Origin of the sequence: Bradyrhizobium sp. B124 (genome assembly GCF_038967635.1) — a bacterium.
GTDB lineage: Bacteria > Pseudomonadota > Alphaproteobacteria > Rhizobiales > Xanthobacteraceae > Bradyrhizobium.
In genome coordinates this window covers 6,955,858-6,976,866 of sequence record NZ_CP152413.1, presented here as the reverse complement: position 1 = coordinate 6,976,866, position 21,009 = coordinate 6,955,858, and the positions used below count along the sequence as shown (strand labels likewise).

Sequence of the window (21,009 nt, the reverse complement as noted above, 5' to 3'; positions counted from 1 at the left end):
CGACTTGACTCGTCGGGCAACTCAGGGATATTCTTCTAATATTCCGAAATTATGCAATGCTTCAGTCCGTCATCCTGAGGAGCGCGCTCTAGCGCGCGTCTCGAAGGATGCACGGCCACCAGCCGGGCCGTCGACCCTTCGAGACGCCGCTTCGCGGCTCCTCCAGCGACAACGGCAAAGCCGTTGCGCGGGGGTGACGGTGAGGCGACGCTGGGCATTCGCTGACGCGCAATGAGATGAGGATGAATTGTGATGCGACGGACGAGCGTCTTACGCCGTCGCCATGTCCGGGAAGACCGCCTCGATCTTGGTCTTCAGCGTCGCCGCGTTGAACGGCTTGACGATGTAGTTGTTCACGCCGGCCTTCTTGGCCGCGATCACGTTCTCGGTCTTGGATTCCGCCGTGATCATGATGAAGGGCGTGGTCGCGAGATTGGGATCGGCGCGGACTTCCTTGAGCAAGTCGTAGCCGGTCATCGGCTCCATGTTCCAGTCGGAAATCACCAGGCCATACTTCTTGCCGCGCATCTTGTTGAGCGCCGCAGAGCCATCGGAGGCGTCGTCGATATTCTCGAATCCAAGCTGCTTGAGAAGATTCCGGATGATGCGGATCATGGTGCTGTAATCATCAACCACCAGAACCGGCATGGACAAATCAACCGCCATCTTTCCCCCCAAAACCACTAACGCAACTTGGCTTCTGCACAAACGCAGCTTTCCGCCAACGACTAACAGCAGGCGTTAAACAGCGCGTTAACCGGCTGAATCCGGATTGTTACGGATTTGACGCGATTTTCGCTATGCTTGACTTCCACGCCGCCGCCGCGTCACGGTCCGGCCCGCACCAATCATGCTTAAGAATCCTTGAAGAATACCTGACATGAGCACCGGCTTTACCGTTATCCGCGACAACACGCCCGAAAGCGCAATTCCGAAGGGCGCCGTGGTCGCGATGGGAAATTTCGACGGCGTCCATCTCGGTCACCGCGCCGTGATCGGCGCGGCGCTAGCGATGGGCAAGACGCACGGCGTGCCCGCGCTCGCCGTGACCTTCGAACCGCATCCGCGCAGTTTCTTCAGCCCGAACACCCCGCAATTCCGTCTCACGGACGAGACCAACAAGCTGCGGCTGCTCGCGGCCACCGGGCTCGCCGGCGCCGTCGTGATGACCTTCGACAAGTCGCGCGCCGGGACCACGGCGCAGGACTTCATTCACCATGACCTGATCGGCCGGCTCGGCATCAGCGGGATCGCGGTCGGCTACGACTTCCATTTCGGCAAGGGCCGGGTCGGCTCGCCGAGCCTGCTCGTCAGCGAAGCGCCGCGGCTCGGCATCGAGGTCGATGTGCAGGCCCATGTCGACATCGAGGAGCGCCCGGTCTCCTCCAGCGCCATCCGCATGGCGCTCGCCGAAGGCCAGGTCGACGACGCCACCACGATGCTGGGCGGGCCGTGGTTTGCGACCGGCAAGGTGATCCATGGCGAGAAGCGCGGCCGCGACCTCGGTTACCCCACGGCCAACATCCGCCTCGACAAGCATTGCGGCTTGAAGCACGGCATCTACGCGGTGCGGGTCGGCAAGGCCCAGAGCAAGGACAAAGGAAACGACAAGGTGCGGTTCGATGGCGTCGCAAGCTTCGGACGCCGGCCGACCTTCGACAACGGCGCGCCGCTGCTCGAAGTGTTCCTGTTCGACTTCAAGGGCGATCTCTACGACACGGTGCTCGATGTCGCCTTCATCAGTTTCATTCGCGAAGAGCTGAAATTCGACACCATCGAGGCGTTGATACGCCAGATGGATGACGACAGCGCCAGGGCGCGCGCGGCATTGGCCGCAGCGCCGGACGCGTTCCCGCAGCTCGGAGTGATTGATTGAAGACAGAGAAAGAGAAAATGCTGGCGGGCGAGCTCTATCGCCCGGATGCAGAGCTCGCCGCCGACCATACCGCGGCGGAACATTGGATGGCGCGCTACAACGCCTCAGGCGCATCGTCCGCAGCCGAGTTGCACGCGCTGCTTTCCGCGCGCTTCCGAAAGGTCGGCAAGGACGCCGTGATCCGGCCGCCGTTCTTCTGCGACTACGGCAGCAATATCAGCCTCGGCGACGGCGTGTTCCTCAACTTCAATTGCGTGATCCTCGACGTCGTCGAGGTCACGATCGGCGATCGTACCCAGATCGGACCCGCGGTGCAGATCTATACCGCCGACCACCCGCGCGACGCTGCGACCCGGCGCGCCGGGCTCGAGTTCGGCCGCCCGATCCGGATCGGCAGCGACGTCTGGATTGGCGGCGGTGCCATCATCCTGCCCGGCGTCACGATAGGCGACGGCGCCCTGGTCGGGGCCGGCAGCGTGGTAACGCGGGACGTCGCCCCCGGCGCCACTGTGGCGGGAAATCCGGCCCGGCCGCGGCAGGCTTAGGGCGGCCCGGCGGGGCTGGATTTGCCGACGGCGGGGGCTTTGCGATTTCCCCGTCCGGCTGCTATGGAAACCCCATGTTTTCGCGGCGCATCATACGGATTAGCGGCCCGGCTTCCGCCTGAGCTTGAAGGCTCGGCGCAAGACCGGGACTTCGTCGTTTCACCCGCGATTGATCGCGTTTCCGCGCCCGCACCTGCCAAATCAGAGCTTTTATGTCCGACAAGCCGCAAAAGACCGACGCCCAAAAGACTAACGTTAGGGACTATTCCAAGACCCTTTACCTGCCGCAGACGGAATTCCCGATGCGCGCCGGCCTGCCCCAGCGCGAGCCGGAAATCCTGAAATACTGGAACGACATCGGCCTCTACGACAGGCTCCGCCGGGAAGCCGAGGGCCGCGCCAAATTCGTGCTGCACGACGGCCCGCCCTACGCCAACGGCAACATCCATATCGGCCACGCGCTGAACAAGATCCTCAAGGACGTCGTGACCAAGAGCCAGCAGATGCTCGGCTTCGACTCCAACTACGTGCCGGGCTGGGATTGCCACGGCCTGCCGATCGAATGGAAGATCGAGGAGGAGAACTACCGCTCCAAGGGCAAGCAGAAGCCCGACTTCCGCGACTCCGCCGCGATGGTCGCGTTCCGCAGGGAATGCCGCGCCTATGCGACGCACTGGATCAACGTGCAGCGCGAGGAGTTCAAGCGGCTCGGCATCATCGGCGACTGGGACCATCCCTATCAGACCATGAGCTATCCGGCCGAGGCGCAGATCGCCCGCGAGCTGATGAAGTTTGCCGCCAACGGCACGCTGTATCGCGGCTCCAAGCCGGTGATGTGGAGCGTGGTCGAGAAGACCGCGCTTGCCGAAGCCGAGGTCGAATACGAGGACTACACCTCCGACATGGTGTGGGTGAAATTCCCGGTCACCTCGCCGGCGCATGGCGCGCTGGCCAATGCCTCGGTGGTGATCTGGACCACCACGCCGTGGACGCTGCCCGGCAACCGGGCGATCTCGTTCTCGCCGAAGATCGCCTACGGCCTTTACAAGGTCACGGATGCGCCCGCCGACAATTGGGCGAAGACCGGCGATCTCCTGATCCTGGCCGATGCGCTCGCCGCGGAAGTGTTCAAGCAGGCGCGCGTCACGTCCTTTGAGAAGGTCCGCGATATTCCCGGCGACACGCTGGACGCGGTGGAATGCGCCCATCCGCTGCGCGGCTTTGGCGGCGGCTACGAATTCACCGTGCCGCTGCTCGCCGGCGAGCATGTCACCGACGACACCGGCACCGGCTTCGTGCACACCGCACCGAGCCACGGCCGCGAGGACTTCGACGTCTGGACGGCCAACACCCGCGAGCTCGATGCCCGCGGCATCCCGACGGCGATCCCCTACACGGTCGACGAGAACGGCGCCTACACCGCGCAGGCGCCGGGCTTCACCGGCAAACGCGTGCTCAACGACAAGGGCGAGAAGGGCGATGCCAACGAGGCGGTGATCAAGGCGCTGATCGAGGCCGGCAAGCTGCTGGCGCGCGGCCGCCTCAAGCACCAGTACCCGCATTCCTGGCGCTCCAAGAAGCCAGTGATCTTCCGCAACACGCCGCAATGGTTCATCGCGATGGACAAACCCATCGTGGACGCCCCGGGCAAGCCCGGGGCTATGGACATCGCGGAGAATGGCCATGCCAAGAAGGGCGACACGCTGCGCGCCCGCGCGCTGCAGGCGATCTCGGTCACGCAATGGGTGCCGCCGGCCGGCGAGAACCGCATCAACGGCATGATCGCCAACCGCCCCGACTGGGTGATCTCGCGCCAGCGCGCCTGGGGCGTGCCGATCGCCGTGTTCGTGCGCGAGAACAGCGACGGTTCGGCCGAGATCCTGCAGGACGAGGTCGTCAACCAGCGCATCACCGAGGCATTCATGGAGGAAGGCGCCGACGCCTGGTACATGGACGGCGCCCGCGAGCGCTTCCTCGGGAGCCGCGCGTCGGAAAACTGGAAGAAGGTCGACGACATCTGCGACGTCTGGTTCGATTCCGGCTCCACGCACGCTTTCGTGCTGGAAGACCGCCAGAACTTCCCGCAGCTCGGCAACATCGTCCGCAAGATCGACGGCGGCAATGACACCGTGATGTATCTGGAAGGAAGCGACCAGCATCGCGGCTGGTTCCACTCGTCGCTGCTGGAGAGCGCCGGCACGCGCGGGCGCGCGCCTTACGACATCGTGCTGACCCACGGCTTCACGCTCGACGAGAACGGCCGCAAGATGTCGAAGTCGCTCGGCAACACGGTCGAGCCGCAGAAGGTGATCAAGGATTCCGGGGCGGATATCCTGCGCCTCTGGGTCTGCGCCACCGACTATGCCGACGACCAGCGCATCGGCCCGGAGATCCTGAAGAACACCATCGAGACCTACCGCAAGCTGCGCAACTCGATCCGCTGGATGCTCGGCACGCTGCACCATTTCAAGCCGAGCGAGAAGGTCGCCTTCGCCGAGATGCCCGAACTCGAACGGCTGATGCTGCACGAACTAGCCGGCCACACCGAGACGATCCGCAAGGCCTATGCGGCGTTCGACTACAAGACCGTGGTCGCAAGCCTCGCGGCCTTCATGAACTCCGAGCTGTCGGCGTTCTACTTCGACATCCGCAAGGACACGCTGTATTGCGACCCGCCGTCCTCGGTGGCGCGCAAGGCGGCACTGACCACGATCGACCTGCTCTGCGACGCGATCCTGAAATGGCTGGCGCCGATCCTGAGCTTCACCACCGACGAAGCCTGGCGGATGTACCGGCCGAACGCCGAGCCCTCGGTGCATCTCACGCTGTTCCCCGAAGGTCTCGAGCAGTTCCGCGACGACGCCCTCGCCGCGAAGTGGGAGACGATCCGCAACGTCCGCCGCGTCGTCACCGGTGCGCTCGAGCTCGAGCGCGCCGCCAAGCGGATCGGCTCGTCGCTCGAGGCCTCGCCGGTGATCTACATCGCCGACCGCGAGATGCTGGCCACGTTGTTCGACATCGATCTCGCCGAGGTCTGCATCACCTCGAACTACGAGGTGCGCGAGGGCGAGGCGCCGGCCAATGCCTTCCGCCTCGATGCCGTGCCCGGCGTCGCCGTGGTGGTCGAGAAGGCGATCGGCACCAAATGCGCGCGCTCGTGGAAGATCCTGCCTGATATCGGCGAGGATCCCGAGTATCCCGACGTCTCGCCGCGCGACGCGCAAGCGCTGCGCGAATGGAAGGCGCTGGGGGTCACGGCTTGAGCTCGCCGGTTCGCGCCGGTGTGCTGGTGGCGGTCATCACCCTGATCGCCGACCAGGCCTCCAAGCTCTGGCTGCTTTATGTCTTCGGCATTGCCCACCGCGGCGCGGTCGAGGTGACGCCGTTCTTCGACCTGGTGCTGGCCTGGAATCCCGGCATCAGCTTTGGCTGGTTTCAGAGCGAGACCCCGGCGGCCCAGATCCTGCTGATGGTAATCAAGGCCGCCGCCGTGATCGCGCTCGCGATCTGGATGGCGCGGTCGCGGACCTGGCTCGCGACGGTGTCGCTCGGCCTGATCATCGGCGGTGCGATCGGGAACGGGATCGACCGCTTCGCCTACGGCGCCGTGGTCGATTTTGCCCTGTTTCATGTCGAGATCGGGGGAAAAACCTTCAATTGGTACGTATTCAACCTCGCCGATGTGGCGATCGTTGCTGGCGTGGCGGCCCTATTGTATGATTCCGTCATGGGGACCCCCGCCGTAAAAGCGCCCTGATCCCGGCCGATACGAACCGGTCGGCGGCCGACCTGCACCTAGCGGAACTGAGCGCTAAGCCAGTGATCGCTTTGGTGAATTTTGAGATGGGAATAGCGCGATGCGCAACACCAAAGTCCGCGGTTATCTGATCGAGACGTCCCGGCTGCCGCTGATGCGCGGCCTGCGTCTGGCGTTCGTTGCGGCCGGGATCGGCCTTGCGATGACGGCCGGCCCGGTGCGTGCCGGTGACGATGAAGATGACGGCGATGACGGCCTGACCTTCGAAGAGCGGATCATCGACAATCTGATGACCGGGCTCGGCGCCAAGAGCGCCGCCAGCAAGGGCATCGATTATCGCGAGCGCTCGCCGCTGGTGGTGCCGCCGAAGCTCGACCTGCCGCCGCCTGCCACAGCCGCCCAGGTCAACGCGCCGAACTGGCCGAAGGACCCCGATATCGCGGCGCGCAAGGCTGCGATCGCGGCGCGCAAGAAGGAAGTCAAGAAGGAGCCGTGGCAGTCAGCGGTGGCGTTGACGCCGGCCGAGATCGAGGCAGGCCGCAAGCAGCAGACGGCCACCGAGGGCCGCAAGGAGCCGCTCGAGCCGGGCACCAACACCAATCCGTCGCTGATGCCGAGCCAGCTCGGCTACACCGGCGGTCTGCTCGGCATGTTCAAGGGGAACAGCAGCGAGTCCAAGCCGTTCCCGGGCGAGCCGACGCGCGAATCCCTGACCGAGCCCCCTCCGGGCTACCAGACGCCGTCTTCAGGCTTTGCCTATGGCACAGGCCCGATGAAGCCGAAGGTGAACGAGGGCCAGTACGACGTCATGACCGGAAAACCGATCCAGTGACGCTTGGCCTGTTTGGGCGAAGGCTGACATGAGCAAAGCTTAATGCGGAGGGACATCCGTCTCTCCGCTTCGTGACGACTGGCACGGACTGCACCGTGTACGATGGCGTCTTTCATGCCCGGCCATCTGTTCAGGCTTCCATAAGGACCATGATGCCCTCACGCCGATCGATTGCCCTGTTCGCTGCTGCCTTCGTTTCAACCGTCCCGCTGTCGGGCACCAGCCTCCGTGCCCAGACCACCGTCACCTCGGAACGCCCTGCGAGCTTCACGCTCGACAACGGCCTGCAGGTCGTGGTGATCCCCGATCACCGCACGCCGGTCGTCACGCAGATGATCTGGTACAAGGTCGGCTCCGCCGACGAGACGCCGGGCAAATCGGGCCTCGCGCATTTCCTCGAACATCTGATGTTCAAGGGCACCGCCAAGCACCCGGCCGGCGAGTTCTCGCAGACCGTGCTGCGCGTCGGCGGCAACGAGAACGCCTTCACCTCCAACGACTACACCGGCTACTTCCAGCGCGTGCCGCGCGAGCAGCTGCCCACCATGATGGAGTTCGAGGCCGACCGCATGACCGGCCTGATCCTGAAGGACGAGAATGTGCTGCCCGAACGTGACGTCGTGCTCGAGGAGTTCAACATGCGGGTTGCCAACAACCCGGATGCCCGGCTCACCGAGCAGATCATGGCCGCGCTCTATCTCAACCATCCCTACGGCCGGCCGGTGATCGGCTGGCACCAGGAGATCGAGAAGCTCGACCGCGAGGATGCGCTCGCCTTCTACCGCCGCTTCTATGCGCCGAACAACGCGATCCTGGTCATCGCCGGCGACGTCGACGTCAAGGACATCCGCCCGCTGGTCGAGAAGAATTTCGGCCCGATCCCGGCGCAACGCGCGATCGCCGAGAAGCGCGTCCGGCCGCAGGAGCCGACGCCGGCTGCACCGCGCACCGTGACGCTGTCTGATCCCCGCGTCGAACAACCGAACCTGCGCCGCTACTATCTGGTGCCGTCCGCGACCACGGCGGCGGCGGGCGAGAGCCAGGCGCTCGATGTGCTGGCGCAATTGATGGGCGGCGGCGCCAACTCCTACCTCTATCGCTCTCTGGTGATCGACAAGGGCCTCGCGATCTCGGCCGGCGCCGGCTATCAGGGCACCGCGCTCGATCCGTCGCAATTCTCGATCGCGGTAACGCCCAAGGCCGGCGTCGAGTTCGCGCAGATCGAGGACGCGATCGACAAGGTGATCGCCGATCTCGCGCAGAACCCCGCGCGCGCCGAGGATCTCGAACGGGTCAAGACCCAGCTGATCGCGGAGGCGATCTACGCCCAGGACAACCAGGCGACGCTGGCGCGCTGGTATGGCGGCGCGCTGACCACCGGGCTCAGCATCGACGACATCAGGAGCTGGCCGGATCGCATTCGCGCCGTCACCGCCGAGCAGGTGCGCGCAGCGGCAGCCACCTGGCTCGACAAGAAGCGGTCGGTGACCGGCTATCTGATCAAGGATACTGCGCCGAAACGCGAGGAGAAGCGCTCGTGACCTATTCCATCACCCGCCGCGCGGCGCTGATCGGCGGCGCCTGTGCCGCGATGCTGACGCTGACGTCAGTGCCCTCGCAGGCCGCGGCCAAGATCCAGCGGCTGGTGTCGCCCGGCGGCATCGAAGCATGGTTCGTGCAGGACGCCACCGTGCCGCTGATCGCGATGGAATATTCCTTCGGCGGCGGCGCCAGCCAGGATCCGCCCGGCAAGCCCGGCGTCGGCAATCTGGTCGCCGACCTGCTCGACGAGGGCTCCGGCGATCTCGATTCCAAGACCTATCACGAGCGGCTCGAGCGCCGCGCCATCGAGCTCAGCTTCCAGTCCAACCGCGATCAGTTCCGCGGCTCGCTGCGCATGCTCAAGGACAACAAGGACGAAGCCTACGACCTGTTGCGGATGGCGCTGACCTCGCCGCGGTTCGAGCCCAAGGACGTCGAACGCATCCGCGCCCAGGTGATCTCGAACCTGCGCCGCGAATCGACCAATCCGTCCTCGCTGTCCGGCCGCAAGTTCCTCGAGCTCGCTTTCGGCGATCATCCTTATGGGAGGACGGCGACCGGCACACTGGAGAGCGCGCCGACCATCGAGATCGCCGATCTGAAGGACTATGTCCGCCGCATCATCGCCAAGGATACGCTGCGGATCGCCGTGGTCGGCGACGTCGATCCCGATACGCTCGGCAAGCTCCTGGACAACACCTTTGGCGGCTTGCCGGCCAAGGCCGAGTTGACGGCGATTCCCGACGTCGTGGCGACCAAGCCGCCGCAGCGCGCCTTCGTCCCGCTCGACGTGCCGCAGACCGTCGTCACCTTCGGCGGTCCCGGCATCAACAGGCACGACCCGGACTTCATGGCCGCCTATGTGGTGAACCACATTCTCGGCGGCGGCGGGCTGTCGTCGCGGCTCTACAAGGAAGTGCGCGAGAAGCGCGGCCTCGCCTATTCGATCTATGAAGCGCTGCTCTGGATGGATCACTCCGCGCTGTTCATCGGCAACACCGGCACCCGGGCCGACCGCGCCGGCGAGACCGTCGATGCGATCGAGGCGGAGATCCGCCGCATCGCCGAGCAAGGTCCGACGCAGCAGGAGCTCGACGAGGCGAAGTCCTATCTGAAGGGCTCGCAGATGCTGGCGCTCGACACCTCCTCCAAGCTCGCGCAGGCAATGCTGCAATACCAGCTCGACAAGCTGCCGATCGATTACATCGAGAAGCGCAGCGCCATCGTCGATGCGGTGACGCTCGACGACGTCAAGCGGGTCTCCAAGAGGCTGTGGGGCAACGGCTTGCTCACCGTGATCGTCGGCCGCGCCCCGCAAGCCGCAGCGCAGCCGGCATCGGCGCCGCCGAAAGCGAACTGACGCGGTTCGGCGCGCACCCGCATCTTCGTACTCACCACCGTTGTGGCCACCCCTCTCCCCGCCCCTCCCCCGCAAGGGGGGAGGGAGCCTGAGAGGCGTGCTCACCTCACACGGTGCCAACATGGTGCCGATGCTTCGATTGACGCTTCGATCGTTAGGGACGCGCAGGCGGATGGGCTCCCTCCCCCCTTGCGGGGGAGGGTTGGGGAGAGGGGGGGCCCCGCGCTCCGATCGCCGATGTAGCGAACCCCGCATCAACACCGCCCAAGCACGCCCAGCGCAAACCCGCTATCCTGCGGCCGCCGATTCTTCCCTCCACGGGTGATGTCATGCTGCGGCTGTCCCGCGACCTTACGATCGACGAGAACGACATTGAGATCGTCTTTGTCCGTGCCTCCGGTCCGGGCGGACAGAATGTCAACAAGGTCTCGACCGCAGCCCAGCTTCGCTTCGACACGCACAAGATCGCGCTGCCGCCGGACGCGGCACAGCGGCTGGCGCGGCTCGCCGGCAGCCGCATGACCAAGGACGGCGTGATCGTGATCCAGGCGTTCCGCTTCCGCACCCAGGAGCGCAATCGCGCGGACGCGATCGAGCGGCTCTTCGAGATGCTGAAGGAAGCGATGGTGCGGCCGACACCACGGCGGCCGACCAGGCCGACGCTCGGCTCAAAGAAGCGCCGGCTCGAAGGCAAGAAGCGCCGCAGCGACATCAAGGCCGGCCGCGGCAGTCAACGGCTCGACGATTGAAGCTTGGCCCGGAAAAGTGCGAAGCGGTTTTCCGAAAAGATCATGCTCAAACAAGGAGCTAAAGCGCGATGACGATTCAACCTGATCTCATCGCGCTTTAGAGCGTTTTCGAGCGAAGTGGATACCCGGTTCGCGTGAAGAAAACCCGTCAAAACTAGAATCCAGAGCCCCGTTTCGATTCAATCGGAACGGAAAAGGCTCCAGGGAGCACCGGACGCAGCGCAGGCGCGGCGCTGCATCCGGGATCCGATCATCGCGGGATCAATACTTCTTGGTTGCAGGCGCCATCTCGGAACCGCCAGACTTCGGTGTGGCGTGGCCGCTGCCGACCGTTCCCTTGTTGCCCGACTTGGCGCTGGTGCCGCTCTTTTGCGTCGGCGAAGTCGGTTGCGCCGCCATTTCCTCATCGCCGCTGCCGGACATGCCGCCGCCCTGCTGCATGGTACCTCTGCCCTGTGCACCGCCGCGAAGCTGGGTGTCCGGCGTCGTCGCGCCCTGTGCCAGGACGGGACCGGCCATCGCGGCCGTGATGGCAAGGGCGAGCACGCTGGTTCTTGCAAACGTCATCTATTTCTCCAGGACTTTGATTGACGATGGACGGAGCGGCGCGGGTGTGCGCCGTTTGCAACGCCGACCCTGAACCCCATCGTGCGAGACTGAATTTTCCGCAAACGGCGCACGCGCAATGCAAGCGGCGGCGTGTGGTGATCGTGCAGGGATTTCGCGGTCATTTTGCGGATTTGTCGTCCGCATATGCGGCAACCATCGGTTCCGCGCCAGATCAGCGCCCAGCTTTGTTCTGCCGTGAAACAGCCCGCTACTACCAACGGCCGAATTCAGCCTCCTACAGTCACCGCACAGAGGCGGTAATGTATATGACAAAGCTGCGTGCGAGGTGGACGTTGGCGCTGGGATTTTGCAGCGCGATGTTTGCAGTGCAAATGGCGGCTGCGCAAATGCCGTTGCCTGCCGCCAAGCCGCCCGATGGGGCGACTCTGTTCAAGCAGCAATGCGCGACCTGCCACGCTACCAACATGTCGGATCCCGTCCGGCAAGGGCCGTCGCTCTACAAGATCGTCGGCCGCCATGCCGGCAAGGCTGACGGATTCAAATATTCCGCGGGCTTCGCCAAGGCTGACTTCGTCTGGGACGACTCCAGGCTCGATGCCTGGCTGACCAATCCACAAGAGGTGATCCCAGGCACCGTGATGGCCTACCGACAGGCCAAGCCGGAAACCCGCGCCATGATCATCGCCTATCTGAAGGAGCTGAATTGAATGGCGAAACCCGTGCATTCGATGATCCGCGTGTTCGACGAGGCTAAAGCGCTCGACTTCTACAAGCGCGCGTTCGGGCTCGAGATCGCGGACAATCTGCGATTTGGCGATTTCGCGCTGATCTATCTGCGCCATCCCTCCTCGCCTTTCGAGGTCGAGCTCACGGTCAATTTCGACCGCAAGGAACCCTATGCGCTCGGCGACGGCTACGGCCATCTCGCCGTCGTAGTCGATGACGTCGATGCCGAGCACGCGCGCTTCGATAAAGAGAAGCTGTCGCCCGGGCCGCTGCGCGACTTCAAGCATGACGGCAAGACGCTGGCGCGCTTCTTCTTCGTCTCGGATCCCGACGGCTACAAGATCGAGGTGATCCAGCGCGGCGGGCGCTTCGGCTAATCCAATCAGAAAATAAACTACGGAGGAAACCCATGAGAGAAATCGATCGACGCAGCAAATATGACCGGCGTGTGTTTCTCAAGGGCGCGGCTGCCACCGCACCCGCAGTCGCGATCGCGACGTCCACCGGGCTTGGCATCACCGATGCGTGGGCCGACGAGGCGGGCACGCTGACGCCGGCCACGATGAAGACGCTGCTGAAGGTGGCGCGCGATATCTATCCGCACGATTTCCTCGGCGACAGCTACTACATCACTGCGGTCAAGCCGTGGGATGACAAGGCCGCCAAGGATCCGGCTGTCAAATCGCTGATCAATGACGGTGTCGCAAGGCTGGATCAGGCAGCCAACGACCGCCACAAGATGCCTTATGCCCAGATCGCCTGGGAGAACGATCGCGTCGCGCTGCTGCAGCAGATCGAACAGAGCGCGTTCTTCCAGAAGATCCGCGGCGACCTCATCGTCTCGCTCTACAACAACAAGGAGGTCTGGCCGCGGTTCGGCTACGAGGGCTCCTCCGCCGAGCATGGTGGTTACATCAAGCGCGGCTTCGCTGACATCGACTGGCTGCCGAAGGCTTGAACTGATAACGCCCAGGAGGAAACAATGGCAAAATTTGATCTGAATGACAGCGGCGTTGTCGTGATCGTCGGCTCCGGTGCCGGCGGCGGAACGCTCGGCAATGAACTGGCGCAGAAGGGCGTCAAGGTCGTGATCCTGGAAGCCGGACCGCGCATCGAGAACCAGGACTTCATCAACGACGAATGGGACAGCTTCACGCAGCTCGCCTGGTCCGACGCGCGCTCGACCTCGGGCAGCTGGCGCGTCCACCAGGATTTTGCGGGCCTGCCGGCCTGGATCGTGAAGGCGGTCGGCGGCTCGACCACGCATTGGGCCGGCGCCTCGCTGCGCTTCGACGAGCACGAGTTCAAGATCAAGTCGGCCTATGGCGGCATCCCCGGCGCCAATCTGCTGGACTGGCCGATCACGCTCGCCGAGATGGAGCCGTGGTACGCGAAGGCCGAGGACAAGATGGGCGTCACCCGCACCAACGGCATTCCCGGGCTTCCCGGCAACAATAACTTCAAGGTGATGGAAGCCGGCGCCAAGAAGCTCGGCTACAAGGAAGTGCACACCGGGCGGATGGCGATCAACAGCGAGCCGCGCGACGGCCGCGGCTCCTGCCAGCAGATCGGCTTCTGCTTCCAGGGCTGCAAGTCGGGCGCCAAATGGTCGACGCTCTACACCGAGATCCCGAAGGGCGAAGCCACCGGCAATCTCGAAGTGCGTCCCGGCAGCATGGTGATCAAGATCGAGCACGACCAGTCCGGCAAGGTCACCGGCGTGGTCTATGCCGATGCGACCGGCGCGATGCAGCGTCAGAAGGCCCGCGTGGTCGCGGTCGCCGGCAACTCGATCGAGAGCCCGCGTCTGTTGCTCAACAGCGCCTCCAGCATGTTCCCGGACGGCCTCGCCAATTCATCGGGCCAGGTCGGTCGCAACTACATGCGGCACATGACCGGCAGCGTGTATGCGAGCTTCGAGAAGTCGGTGCACATGTATCGCGGCACCACGATGGCCGGCATCATCCGTGACGAGGCCAAGAACAATCCGAGCCGCGGCTTCGTCGGCGGCTACGAGATGGAGACGCTGTCGCTCGGCCTGCCCTTCATGGCGGCGTTCCTCAATCCCGGCGCCTGGGGACGCAGCTTCACCAGCGCGATCGAGGGCTATCCGCGGATGGCCGGCATGTGGCTGGTCGGCGAGGACATGCCGCAGGAGACCAACCGCGTCACGCTGGATCCAAAGATCAAGGACAAGTTCGGTCTGCCGGTCGCCAGCGTGCATTTCGACGATCATCCGAACGACGTCGCGATGCGCGATCACGCCTACAAGCAGGGCTCCGCGGTCTATGAAGCGGTCGGCGCCACCGTGACCTACCCGACGCCGCCCTATCCCTCGACCCACAACATGGGCACCAACCGGATGAGCGAGAAGCCGCGCGACGGCGTGGTCAACAAGTTCGGCCAGACCCACGACGTCAAGAACCTGTTCGTCTCCGATGGCAGCCAGTTCACGAGCGGAGCGGCGTGCAACCCGACGCTGACGATCGTGTCGCTGGCGATCCGGCAGGCCGATCACATCGCCGGCGCGATGCAGCGCAAGGAGATCTAGAGCGTGATGAGATCAGGTCGAATAGCGGCCGCGACGGTGCTGCGCTCCCTCGCCCCGTTCTTATGGGGAGAGGGTTGGGGTGAGGGGCTATCTCCGCGCACTCGGCGATGGCTGCGTTTGCGGAGGCTCCCTCTCACCCGGAACGCATCTAACGATGCGTCATAGCCGGAGCTCCGCTTCGGCGTTCTTGAGAACGGCCGCCGAAGGCGGCCTATGCCTCTCCCGCACGCGGGGCGAGGTGAAACGGAGTGCGCTGCTCGATTCGAAGTAAACTCATCTCGGTCTAGCAAGAAAATCCAGTTCCTCTCTCACTGAAGCGGCCTTGCCCAACAGGACAAGGCCGCTTTTTCTTCCTGTGTGATGGGTCGGAGCGACGCTATTCCGCGGCATCCATGATCGCCGCCGTCTCGCGATAATCCGAAACGACCGCCGGCGCATTCGCCCTGGCACGGTAGATCAGGCAGGAGCAGCGCAGCAGCGACGCGAAATTGTTCACCTCACCGTGATGGTCGAGCACCTCGTTGTGCAAGGTGGTGAGGAACTTGGCCAGGCTCATGCCTTCCTTGGCCGCGATCTCCTCCAGCGTGTCCCAGAACGACATTTCCAGCCGGATCGAGGTGCAGTGGCCGTCGATCCGCAGCGATCTGGTCTGCGATTCATAGTCACGCTGCGGCTGGTGCGCGAAAAGATGGCACATGGCGTTCCTCCGGCGAGAACTTATAATTTTTCTAAACGATATACCTGTGTGTGCGGCCCCACAATCGCGACGTAGGGCGTAACGGGCCGGGCGCCGAAGACGAGCGTCTTCAAGGCGATAGGCCGGAATCATCCCCAACGCGCAGCTGATGGCCCCAGCGCTCCCATGCATTTGCCGGGGCGGTGACTTATAGTAACGGCAAGCCTCGAATCGCTTTTTCCGACGTTCAATCCATGCCCGTCCGCCAGCTTCCCGAACAGCTCGTCAACCGCATCGCCGCCGGCGAAGTGGTCGAACGCCCTGCGAGCGTGGTCAAGGAACTGGTCGAGAACGCGATCGACGCCGGCGCCAGCCGGATCGACGTTTTCACCGATGGCGGCGGGCGGCGCCGGATCGGCATCACCGACGACGGCGGCGGCATGACGCGGTCAGACCTCGCGCTTGCGGTCGACCGCCACGCCACCTCCAAGCTCGACGACGAGGACCTCTTGCGCATCCGCACGCTCGGGTTCCGCGGCGAGGCGCTGCCGTCGATTGGCGCGGTCGCAAAGCTCGGCATCACCACGCGTCATGCCAGCGAACCGCATGCCTGGTCACTGTCGGTCGAGGGCGGTGAGAAGTCGGAGGTCATGCCGGCCGCGCTCGGCCAGGGCACCCGCGTCGAGGTCAACGAACTCTTCTACGCGACGCCGGCGCGGCTGAAGTTCCTCAAGACCGATCGCACCGAGGCGGAGGCGATCCGCGAGGTGGTGCGGCGCCTCGGCATGGCGCGGCCCGACATCGCCTTCACGCTGGCCGGCGAAGAGCGCGCGCCGGTGACCTGGGCCGCCGCACTGCCCGGCGCGGCCGGCCGGCTGACGCGGCTCGGCGATATCCTGGGCGCAGACTTCCGCGCCAGCGCGATCGAGGTGCGCGCCGAGCGCGAGGGCGTCGTGGTCGAGGGCTTTGCCGCCGCGCCGTCGCTGACCCGCGCCAATGCGCTCGGGCAATATCTGTTCGTCAACGGCCGCCCGGTGCGCGACAAGCTGATCCTCGGCGCGGTGCGTGCGGCCTATTCCGACTATCTGCCGCGCGACCGCCATCCCGTCGTGGCGCTGTTCGTCACCTGTGACCCGCAGGAGGTCGACGCCAATGTGCATCCGGCCAAGACCGAGGTGCGCTTCCGCAACGCCGGCCTGGTGCGCGCGCTGATCGTGCACGCGTTGAAGGACGGCCTGGCGCGCGAGGGCAGACGCACCGCCGCCAACACCGCCGACGGCGCGACGTTACAGGCGTTCCGCCCCGCCTTCACGCCACCGCGCCCGGGCAATTGGGACTGGCGTGCTTCGCCGTCCTATCCGGTCAATCCGATGCGCGCATTCGACGGCGCGGCGGCGCCCGCTTTCGCCGAGCCCGGACAGGCCGCCTTCGACGTCGGCACGCCGACCGCCGATGTCCGCTTCGAGGCCGCGGCCGCGCCCGATCTGCTCGACCGGCCGCTCGGCGCCGCGCGGACCCAGATCCACGAGACATATATCGTCTCGCAGACCCGCGACGGCCTGATCGTGGTGGACCAGCACGCGGCGCATGAGCGCATCGTCTATGAGAGACTGAAGGCCTCGCTGGCGAAGAACGGTGTGCAGCGGCAGATCCTCTTGATCCCGGTGATCGTCGAGCTCGATGAGGCGACCGTCGAGAAGCTGCTCGATCGCGCCGAGGAGCTGGCGTCGTTCGGGCTCGCGATCGAATCGTTCGGTCCCGGCGCGGTTGCCGTGCGCGAGACGCCCTCGCTGCTCGGCAAGGCCAATGCGGCCGGGCTGCTCCGCGACCTCGCAGAACACATGGCCGAGTGGGACGAGGCGCTGCCGCTGGAGCGCCGGCTGATGCACGTCGCCGCCACCATGGCCTGCCACGGCTCGGTCCGCGCCGGCAGACGCCTCAAGCCGGAAGAGATGAACGCGCTGCTGCGCGAGATGGAAGACACGCCGAACTCCGGCCAGTGCAACCACGGCCGGCCGACCTATGTGGAATTGAAGCTGAGCGATATCGAGAAGCTGTTCGGGCGGAGGTGAGGCAACTGTCATCGCCCGGCTTGACCGGGCGATCCAGTACGCCGCGGCTGTTGTGATCGAACGAGAGGCCTCGGCGTACTGGATCACCCGCATGCGCGGGTGATGACAGCAGAACAAGTGGCAATGTCACGCATCGCGACAGAACACGAACTCGGTGTCGCCATAGCCGCAGGATGGGTTTCGCTTCGCTCTACCCATCCTACGAATACTTGCGGGCGAACACGTCCTGCGCCGTCCGAAGCTGCGCGATCCATTCGTCGCCATCCTTGAAGCCACCTGCCGCGATCCGCGTACAGACCTGATCGAGATCATCGCCTTCGGCAGCGCGCTTGCCGACCTGCCGCACGATCGCGGCATAGCCGTCCACCAGCAGCACGAGACCGGGCGCGTTCGCCGCGCCATACTGTCCGCGCGCATCACCAAACAGCTGGGACGCGTCGTCGTACCGACCAAGCGCCAGGTCAAAGGCCCCGACCAGCCAGATGCCCGTTGCCACGCGCAGAGGCCCTAGCTCGAGCTTCTCGACAAGGCGCAGCGAGCGCTCCGCGAGTTCGCGCGCGGCGAGCAGATTGTCCTGATTGACCGGCTTGTCGGAAACACTCCAGCCCGGCCAGCAATCGGCCGCCGCGTTGAACGTCCACCGCTGAACCATCATGAGCGCTTCACGCGCGTCACCATCCTGCGCGCCGCGATGGCGCTCGATCTGGTCGGCGGCGTCGCGTGCGGCTGCGAGCAGCGCTGCGTCATCACCCCCGCCGCGCAACGCCTTGACCTGCGTCTCCAACTGACCGGCCAGTCCGGCAAGAGTGTCGGCCATGGTTCGCGCTCCGCAAACGGCGTTGAATCAGTCTCGGGGTGGAGAAGGCGCAACCACCATAGAGTCAGCGGATGACGCGGACACCCATGCGCCCTACACTTTTTCGCGAAGGAACACGAACTCCGTGTCGTCATAGGCGCGCCGCTCGAGCTCCTCGAACCCTTCGGGCGCCGCGAACGCCGCGGCCTTCGCCTCCTCGACGACGAGCAGCGCGCCCGGCGTCAGCCAACCGCCGTCGCGCAGCGAGGCGAGCGCCTTGTCGGCGAGCCCCTTGCCGTAGGGCGGATCAAGGAACACCAGCGAGAACGGCTCGACCGGATGCGCAGGTCCGAGATCGGTGGCATCGCGGCGATAGACCTTGGTCGTCCCGCCAAGGCCGAGCGACTCGACATTGTTGCGCAGCAGCGCCCGCGCCTCGGCGCCATTGTCGACGAACAGTGTGAACTTCGCGCCGCGCGAAACCGCCTCGATACCGAGCGCACCGGTGCCGGCAAACAGATCGAGCACACGGGCATCCTCGATCGGATTGTCGTAGGCGTGGATCAGGATATTGAACACGGACTCGCGCAGGCGGTCCGCGGTCGGACGGATGTCGCGGCCCGACGGCGACGCGAGATTGCGGCCTTTCAGCCTGCCCCCGACGACGCGCATCGACCCTTACTCGTCCTTCGGCGTGAGATCACGCTTGCCGTGATAACCGCGTTTGGGACGGCGCGGCGGGCCGTAGCCGTTGGCCTCGTCCTCGTTACGGGCGCGCGCTTCCTCGCTGCCGGTGCGTTGCACCAGCACGCGGCGGCCCTTGCGATCGTTGATCGTTTCGCGCTTGCTGGGCTTCGGCTTCCTGGCGGGCGCATCGTCGCCGGCGTCAGCTTCGCGCTGCTCCGGCCGCGTGAAGTCCGCACCTGCGACCTTGGCGATCTTCTCGCCGAGCTGCTCGCGCAGCACCCGCGTCTTGACCTCCTCGACCTTGCCCTCCTCGAGCTCGCCGAGCTGGAACGGGCCGTAGGAGATCCGGATCAGCCGGTTCACCTCGAGCCCGAGATGCGCCATCACGTTGCGCACTTCGCGGTTCTTGCCCTCGCGGATCGCGAACACCACCCAGACGTTGGCGCTCTGGTCGCGCTCCAGCGTCGCATCGATCGGCCCGTATTTGACGCCGTCGACCTCGACGCCGTCCTTGAGCTGGTCGAGCTGGCCCTGCGTCACCTCGCCATGCGCACGCACGCGGTAGCGGCGCAGCCATCCGGTGTCGGGATGCTCCAGCGTCCGCGCCAGCCCGCCGTCATTGGTCAGGAGCAGCAGGCCCTCGGTGTTGAAATCGAGCCGGCCGATCGAGATCAGCCGCGGCAGGCCCTCGGGCAGATTGTCGAACACGGTCGGCCGTCCCTCGGGATCGGCATGCGTCGTCATCAGCCCGCGCGGCTTGTGATACATGAACAGCCGCGTCCGCTCGCGCGGCGGCAACGGCTTGCCGTCGACCGCCACGACATCGTTCTCGGTGATGTCGAGCGCCGGCGAGTTGATCACGCGTCCGTTGACGGTGACCCGGCCCTGGGTGACGATCTCCTCGGCATCGCGGCGCGAGGCGAGGCCGGCGCGCGCCAGCACCTTGGCGATGCGCTCGCCCGCCTTCTTCGGCTTCGGCTCGGGACGCTCGCGGCGATCATCAAAGGCACGTTCGCGATAGGCACCGCGGCCGCCGAAGGCCGGGCGCTTGGCAAAGACCTTGCTGTCGTCCTCATTCTCGCGGCGCGGCCGATCGCCGAAACGGCCTTCGCTGCGCGGATGCTCCTGCCAGTCGGTGCGGCCTTCGGGGCGCTCGCGCCGGCGGTTGTCGCCACCAGCCTCGTCGCGCTCCCAGCGCGGCCGGCTGAACTTCGGCCGCTCGTGGCGATCGCCCTGCTCGCGATCGTCGCGGGAGCGCGAGAACCGCGGCCGCTCGCCGCCGCCGCGATCATCGCGCGGCCTGTCGAAATTGCGCGGGCCGTCGCGGAACGGACGCGAACCACGCTCTGGACGATCGGAACCGCCTTCGCGCTTCTGCCACGGCTTGGATTCGCCGCGCGGCGGCCGGTCGCCAAAGTCCTTGCGCGGGCCGCGATCGCCCCCGCGATCACGATCGCCGCCGCGCTTGAACTTGCTGTCGCCGCCGAATTTCCGCGCGGGCCGGTCGCCATCGCGCGAAGGACGGTCGCCGAACGATCGCTCGCCACGCGGCGTATAGGGCCGCTTCTCGCCGTCACGCTCGCGCGGCGCGTAAGGCTTCCGGTCGCCGAACTTCCGATCAGAAGACCGCCCCGCCGGGCGCGCATCATCGCGATCACGCCGCGGCGGGCGATCGTCGCGATTGAAGTTCGGACGGTCGCCGCGGGGCGTGTAGGGCCGCTTTTCGCCGCCGCGATCTTCGCGCGGCTTGAACGAACGCTTTTCGCCATCGCCGCCGCGATCAAATCTCGGCCGGTCGCCGCGCGGCTTGAACGTGCGCTTCTCGCCATCGCCGTCGCGGGCCGGGCGATCGCGGAATGGCCGATCGCCACGGGCGTCATCGCGGTTGAACCTCGGCTTGTCGCCGAACTCGCGGCGCGGCGGACGGTCCTCGCGATCGCCGCGATAGGGCCGCTTCTCGCCATCGCCCTTGCCGGCAAACTTCTTGTCGCCAAAGCTGCGCTTGGCAAATTTCTTGTCCGGTCCACGGGCGGCGCCGGAGCGGCCCTTGCCACCGCCGGCGCGGCCCCTTCCGTCGCCGGCGCGGCCCCTTCCGTCGCCGGCGCGGCCCTGGCCACCGCCGGGCCGATCACGCCGGCCGCGGGAATCGTTGTTTTTGTCGCTGTCGCGGGGCATGAATAATCTCGCTGGACGTTCAATTGGGGTGCAAGGGCAGCCGGGCGTACGCGCCCTGTTGGCAGCGCATTTGACGCAAAACCGGCATCCACTTT

General features: G+C 65.5%; 19 protein-coding genes. 13 read left to right on the top strand and 6 right to left on the bottom strand.

Annotated features, from left to right (window positions below):
• Nucleotides 1-270 precede the first annotated feature (270 nt).
• Nucleotides 271-666, bottom strand: coding sequence for a response regulator (locus AAFG13_RS33250; protein WP_016844467.1), 396 nt, complete (start codon nt 664-666; stop codon nt 271-273).
• 214 nt (nt 667-880) lie between these two features.
• On the opposite strand from AAFG13_RS33250, the gene AAFG13_RS33245 reads away from it, so the two are divergent.
• The 8 genes from AAFG13_RS33245 to arfB all read left to right on the top strand — a co-directional run bounded on the left by AAFG13_RS33245 (nt 881) and on the right by arfB (nt 10,661).
• Nucleotides 881-1,876, top strand: coding sequence for a bifunctional riboflavin kinase/FAD synthetase (locus AAFG13_RS33245; protein ID WP_212313470.1), 996 nt, complete (start codon nt 881-883; stop codon nt 1,874-1,876).
• A gap of 17 nt (nt 1,877-1,893) precedes the next feature.
• On the top strand, nt 1,894-2,421 hold the full coding sequence (locus tag AAFG13_RS33240) for a sugar O-acetyltransferase (protein ID WP_342713442.1): 528 nt from the start codon (nt 1,894-1,896) through the stop codon (nt 2,419-2,421).
• Nucleotides 2,422-2,633: 212 nt separating this feature from the next.
• Nucleotides 2,634-5,684: an isoleucine--tRNA ligase gene (gene ileS / locus AAFG13_RS33235; protein ID WP_342709409.1), complete on the top strand. Its 3,051-nt coding sequence runs from the start codon at nt 2,634-2,636 to the stop codon at nt 5,682-5,684.
• A complete protein-coding gene (gene lspA, locus AAFG13_RS33230) occupies nt 5,657-6,178 on the top strand; it encodes a signal peptidase II (RefSeq protein ID WP_342709407.1) in 522 nt (173 codons plus the stop codon). The genes ileS and lspA overlap by 28 nt, the downstream gene beginning before the upstream one ends.
• 100 nt (nt 6,179-6,278) lie before the next feature.
• Complete coding sequence (locus AAFG13_RS33225; RefSeq protein ID WP_212313475.1) at nt 6,279-7,010, top strand: hypothetical protein; 732 nt, start codon at nt 6,279-6,281, stop codon at nt 7,008-7,010.
• A 149-nt stretch (nt 7,011-7,159) separates the two neighbouring features.
• Nucleotides 7,160-8,551 carry a pitrilysin family protein gene (locus AAFG13_RS33220; protein ID WP_342709406.1) on the top strand — a complete coding sequence of 464 codons (1,392 nt, stop codon included), beginning with the start codon at nt 7,160-7,162 and terminating at the stop codon, nt 8,549-8,551.
• A gap of 50 nt (nt 8,552-8,601) precedes the next feature.
• Nucleotides 8,602-9,912 (top strand): pitrilysin family protein, encoded by a 1,311-nt coding sequence (locus tag AAFG13_RS33215; protein ID WP_342713441.1) that lies wholly within the window; start codon nt 8,602-8,604, stop codon nt 9,910-9,912.
• A gap of 329 nt (nt 9,913-10,241) precedes the next feature.
• Nucleotides 10,242-10,661 (top strand): alternative ribosome rescue aminoacyl-tRNA hydrolase ArfB, encoded by a 420-nt coding sequence (arfB, locus tag AAFG13_RS33210; protein WP_212313486.1) that lies wholly within the window; start codon nt 10,242-10,244, stop codon nt 10,659-10,661.
• Between the two features lie 261 nt (nt 10,662-10,922).
• Here arfB and AAFG13_RS33205 read toward each other — a convergent pair whose 3' ends face one another.
• Nucleotides 10,923-11,228, bottom strand: a complete 306-nt coding sequence (locus tag AAFG13_RS33205) for a hypothetical protein (RefSeq protein WP_212313488.1) — start codon at nt 11,226-11,228, stop codon at nt 10,923-10,925.
• 389 nt (nt 11,229-11,617) lie between these two features.
• On the opposite strand from AAFG13_RS33205, the gene AAFG13_RS33200 reads away from it, so the two are divergent.
• Genes AAFG13_RS33200 through AAFG13_RS33185 form a run of 4 tightly spaced genes read left to right on the top strand, consistent with a single transcriptional unit; the run spans nt 11,618 to nt 14,508 of the window.
• Nucleotides 11,618-11,938 (top strand): c-type cytochrome, encoded by a 321-nt coding sequence (locus AAFG13_RS33200; protein ID WP_342713440.1) that lies wholly within the window; start codon nt 11,618-11,620, stop codon nt 11,936-11,938.
• A complete protein-coding gene (locus AAFG13_RS33195) occupies nt 11,939-12,334 on the top strand; it encodes a VOC family protein (protein WP_342709405.1) in 396 nt (131 codons plus the stop codon).
• A gap of 32 nt (nt 12,335-12,366) precedes the next feature.
• The gene (locus AAFG13_RS33190) at nt 12,367-12,915 is read left to right on the top strand and encodes a gluconate 2-dehydrogenase subunit 3 family protein (RefSeq protein ID WP_212313491.1); all 549 of its coding nucleotides are present in this window, start codon (nt 12,367-12,369) and stop codon (nt 12,913-12,915) included.
• A 24-nt stretch (nt 12,916-12,939) separates the two neighbouring features.
• Nucleotides 12,940-14,508, top strand: coding sequence for a GMC family oxidoreductase (locus AAFG13_RS33185; RefSeq protein WP_342709404.1), 1,569 nt, complete (start codon nt 12,940-12,942; stop codon nt 14,506-14,508).
• 376 nt (nt 14,509-14,884) lie between these two features.
• Here the strand turns inward: AAFG13_RS33185 and AAFG13_RS33180 are convergent, their stop codons facing one another.
• Complete coding sequence (locus AAFG13_RS33180; protein WP_342709403.1) at nt 14,885-15,205, bottom strand: ribbon-helix-helix domain-containing protein; 321 nt, start codon at nt 15,203-15,205, stop codon at nt 14,885-14,887.
• 233 nt (nt 15,206-15,438) lie between these two features.
• Between AAFG13_RS33180 and mutL the strand changes: the two genes are divergently transcribed.
• Nucleotides 15,439-17,256: a DNA mismatch repair endonuclease MutL gene (gene mutL, locus AAFG13_RS33175; RefSeq protein ID WP_342709402.1), complete on the top strand. Its 1,818-nt coding sequence runs from the start codon at nt 15,439-15,441 to the stop codon at nt 17,254-17,256.
• Nucleotides 17,257-17,455: 199 nt separating this feature from the next.
• Here mutL and AAFG13_RS33170 read toward each other — a convergent pair whose 3' ends face one another.
• The 3 genes from AAFG13_RS33170 to AAFG13_RS33160 form a co-directional block, all read right to left on the bottom strand.
• Nucleotides 17,456-18,073: a hypothetical protein gene (locus AAFG13_RS33170; RefSeq protein ID WP_212313499.1), complete on the bottom strand. Its 618-nt coding sequence runs from the start codon at nt 18,071-18,073 to the stop codon at nt 17,456-17,458.
• 93 nt (nt 18,074-18,166) lie between these two features.
• The gene (rsmD, locus tag AAFG13_RS33165; RefSeq protein WP_229172295.1) at nt 18,167-18,724 is read right to left on the bottom strand and encodes a 16S rRNA (guanine(966)-N(2))-methyltransferase RsmD; all 558 of its coding nucleotides are present in this window, start codon (nt 18,722-18,724) and stop codon (nt 18,167-18,169) included.
• A gap of 6 nt (nt 18,725-18,730) precedes the next feature.
• Entirely contained in the window at nt 18,731-20,914 is a 2,184-nt protein-coding gene (locus AAFG13_RS33160; RefSeq protein ID WP_342709401.1) for a pseudouridine synthase, read from the bottom strand.
• Nucleotides 20,915-21,009: the final 95 nt, after the last annotated feature.

Bases quoted from the DNA above. Each gene is read 5' to 3' on its own strand.
- AAFG13_RS33250 (WP_016844467.1), bottom strand. From the start codon at position 666: ATGGCGGTTGATTTGTCCATGCCGGTTCTGGTGGTTGATGATTACAGC.
- AAFG13_RS33245 (WP_212313470.1), top strand. From the start codon at position 881: ATGAGCACCGGCTTTACCGTTATCCGCGACAACACGCCCGAAAGCGCA.
- AAFG13_RS33240 (WP_342713442.1), top strand. From the start codon at position 1,894: ATGCTGGCGGGCGAGCTCTATCGCCCGGATGCAGAGCTCGCCGCCGAC.
- ileS (WP_342709409.1), top strand. From the start codon at position 2,634: ATGTCCGACAAGCCGCAAAAGACCGACGCCCAAAAGACTAACGTTAGG.
- lspA (WP_342709407.1), top strand. From the start codon at position 5,657: ATGGAAGGCGCTGGGGGTCACGGCTTGAGCTCGCCGGTTCGCGCCGGT.
- AAFG13_RS33225 (WP_212313475.1), top strand. From the start codon at position 6,279: ATGCGCAACACCAAAGTCCGCGGTTATCTGATCGAGACGTCCCGGCTG.
- AAFG13_RS33220 (WP_342709406.1), top strand. From the start codon at position 7,160: ATGATGCCCTCACGCCGATCGATTGCCCTGTTCGCTGCTGCCTTCGTT.
- AAFG13_RS33215 (WP_342713441.1), top strand. From the start codon at position 8,602: ATGCTGACGCTGACGTCAGTGCCCTCGCAGGCCGCGGCCAAGATCCAG.
- arfB (WP_212313486.1), top strand. From the start codon at position 10,242: ATGCTGCGGCTGTCCCGCGACCTTACGATCGACGAGAACGACATTGAG.
- AAFG13_RS33205 (WP_212313488.1), bottom strand. From the start codon at position 11,228: ATGACGTTTGCAAGAACCAGCGTGCTCGCCCTTGCCATCACGGCCGCG.
- AAFG13_RS33200 (WP_342713440.1), top strand. From the start codon at position 11,618: ATGCCGTTGCCTGCCGCCAAGCCGCCCGATGGGGCGACTCTGTTCAAG.
- AAFG13_RS33195 (WP_342709405.1), top strand. From the start codon at position 11,939: ATGGCGAAACCCGTGCATTCGATGATCCGCGTGTTCGACGAGGCTAAA.
- AAFG13_RS33190 (WP_212313491.1), top strand. From the start codon at position 12,367: ATGAGAGAAATCGATCGACGCAGCAAATATGACCGGCGTGTGTTTCTC.
- AAFG13_RS33185 (WP_342709404.1), top strand. From the start codon at position 12,940: ATGGCAAAATTTGATCTGAATGACAGCGGCGTTGTCGTGATCGTCGGC.
- AAFG13_RS33180 (WP_342709403.1), bottom strand. From the start codon at position 15,205: ATGTGCCATCTTTTCGCGCACCAGCCGCAGCGTGACTATGAATCGCAG.
- mutL (WP_342709402.1), top strand. From the start codon at position 15,439: ATGCCCGTCCGCCAGCTTCCCGAACAGCTCGTCAACCGCATCGCCGCC.
- AAFG13_RS33170 (WP_212313499.1), bottom strand. From the start codon at position 18,073: ATGGCCGACACTCTTGCCGGACTGGCCGGTCAGTTGGAGACGCAGGTC.
- rsmD (WP_229172295.1), bottom strand. From the start codon at position 18,724: ATGCGCGTCGTCGGGGGCAGGCTGAAAGGCCGCAATCTCGCGTCGCCG.
- AAFG13_RS33160 (WP_342709401.1), bottom strand. From the start codon at position 20,914: ATGCCCCGCGACAGCGACAAAAACAACGATTCCCGCGGCCGGCGTGAT.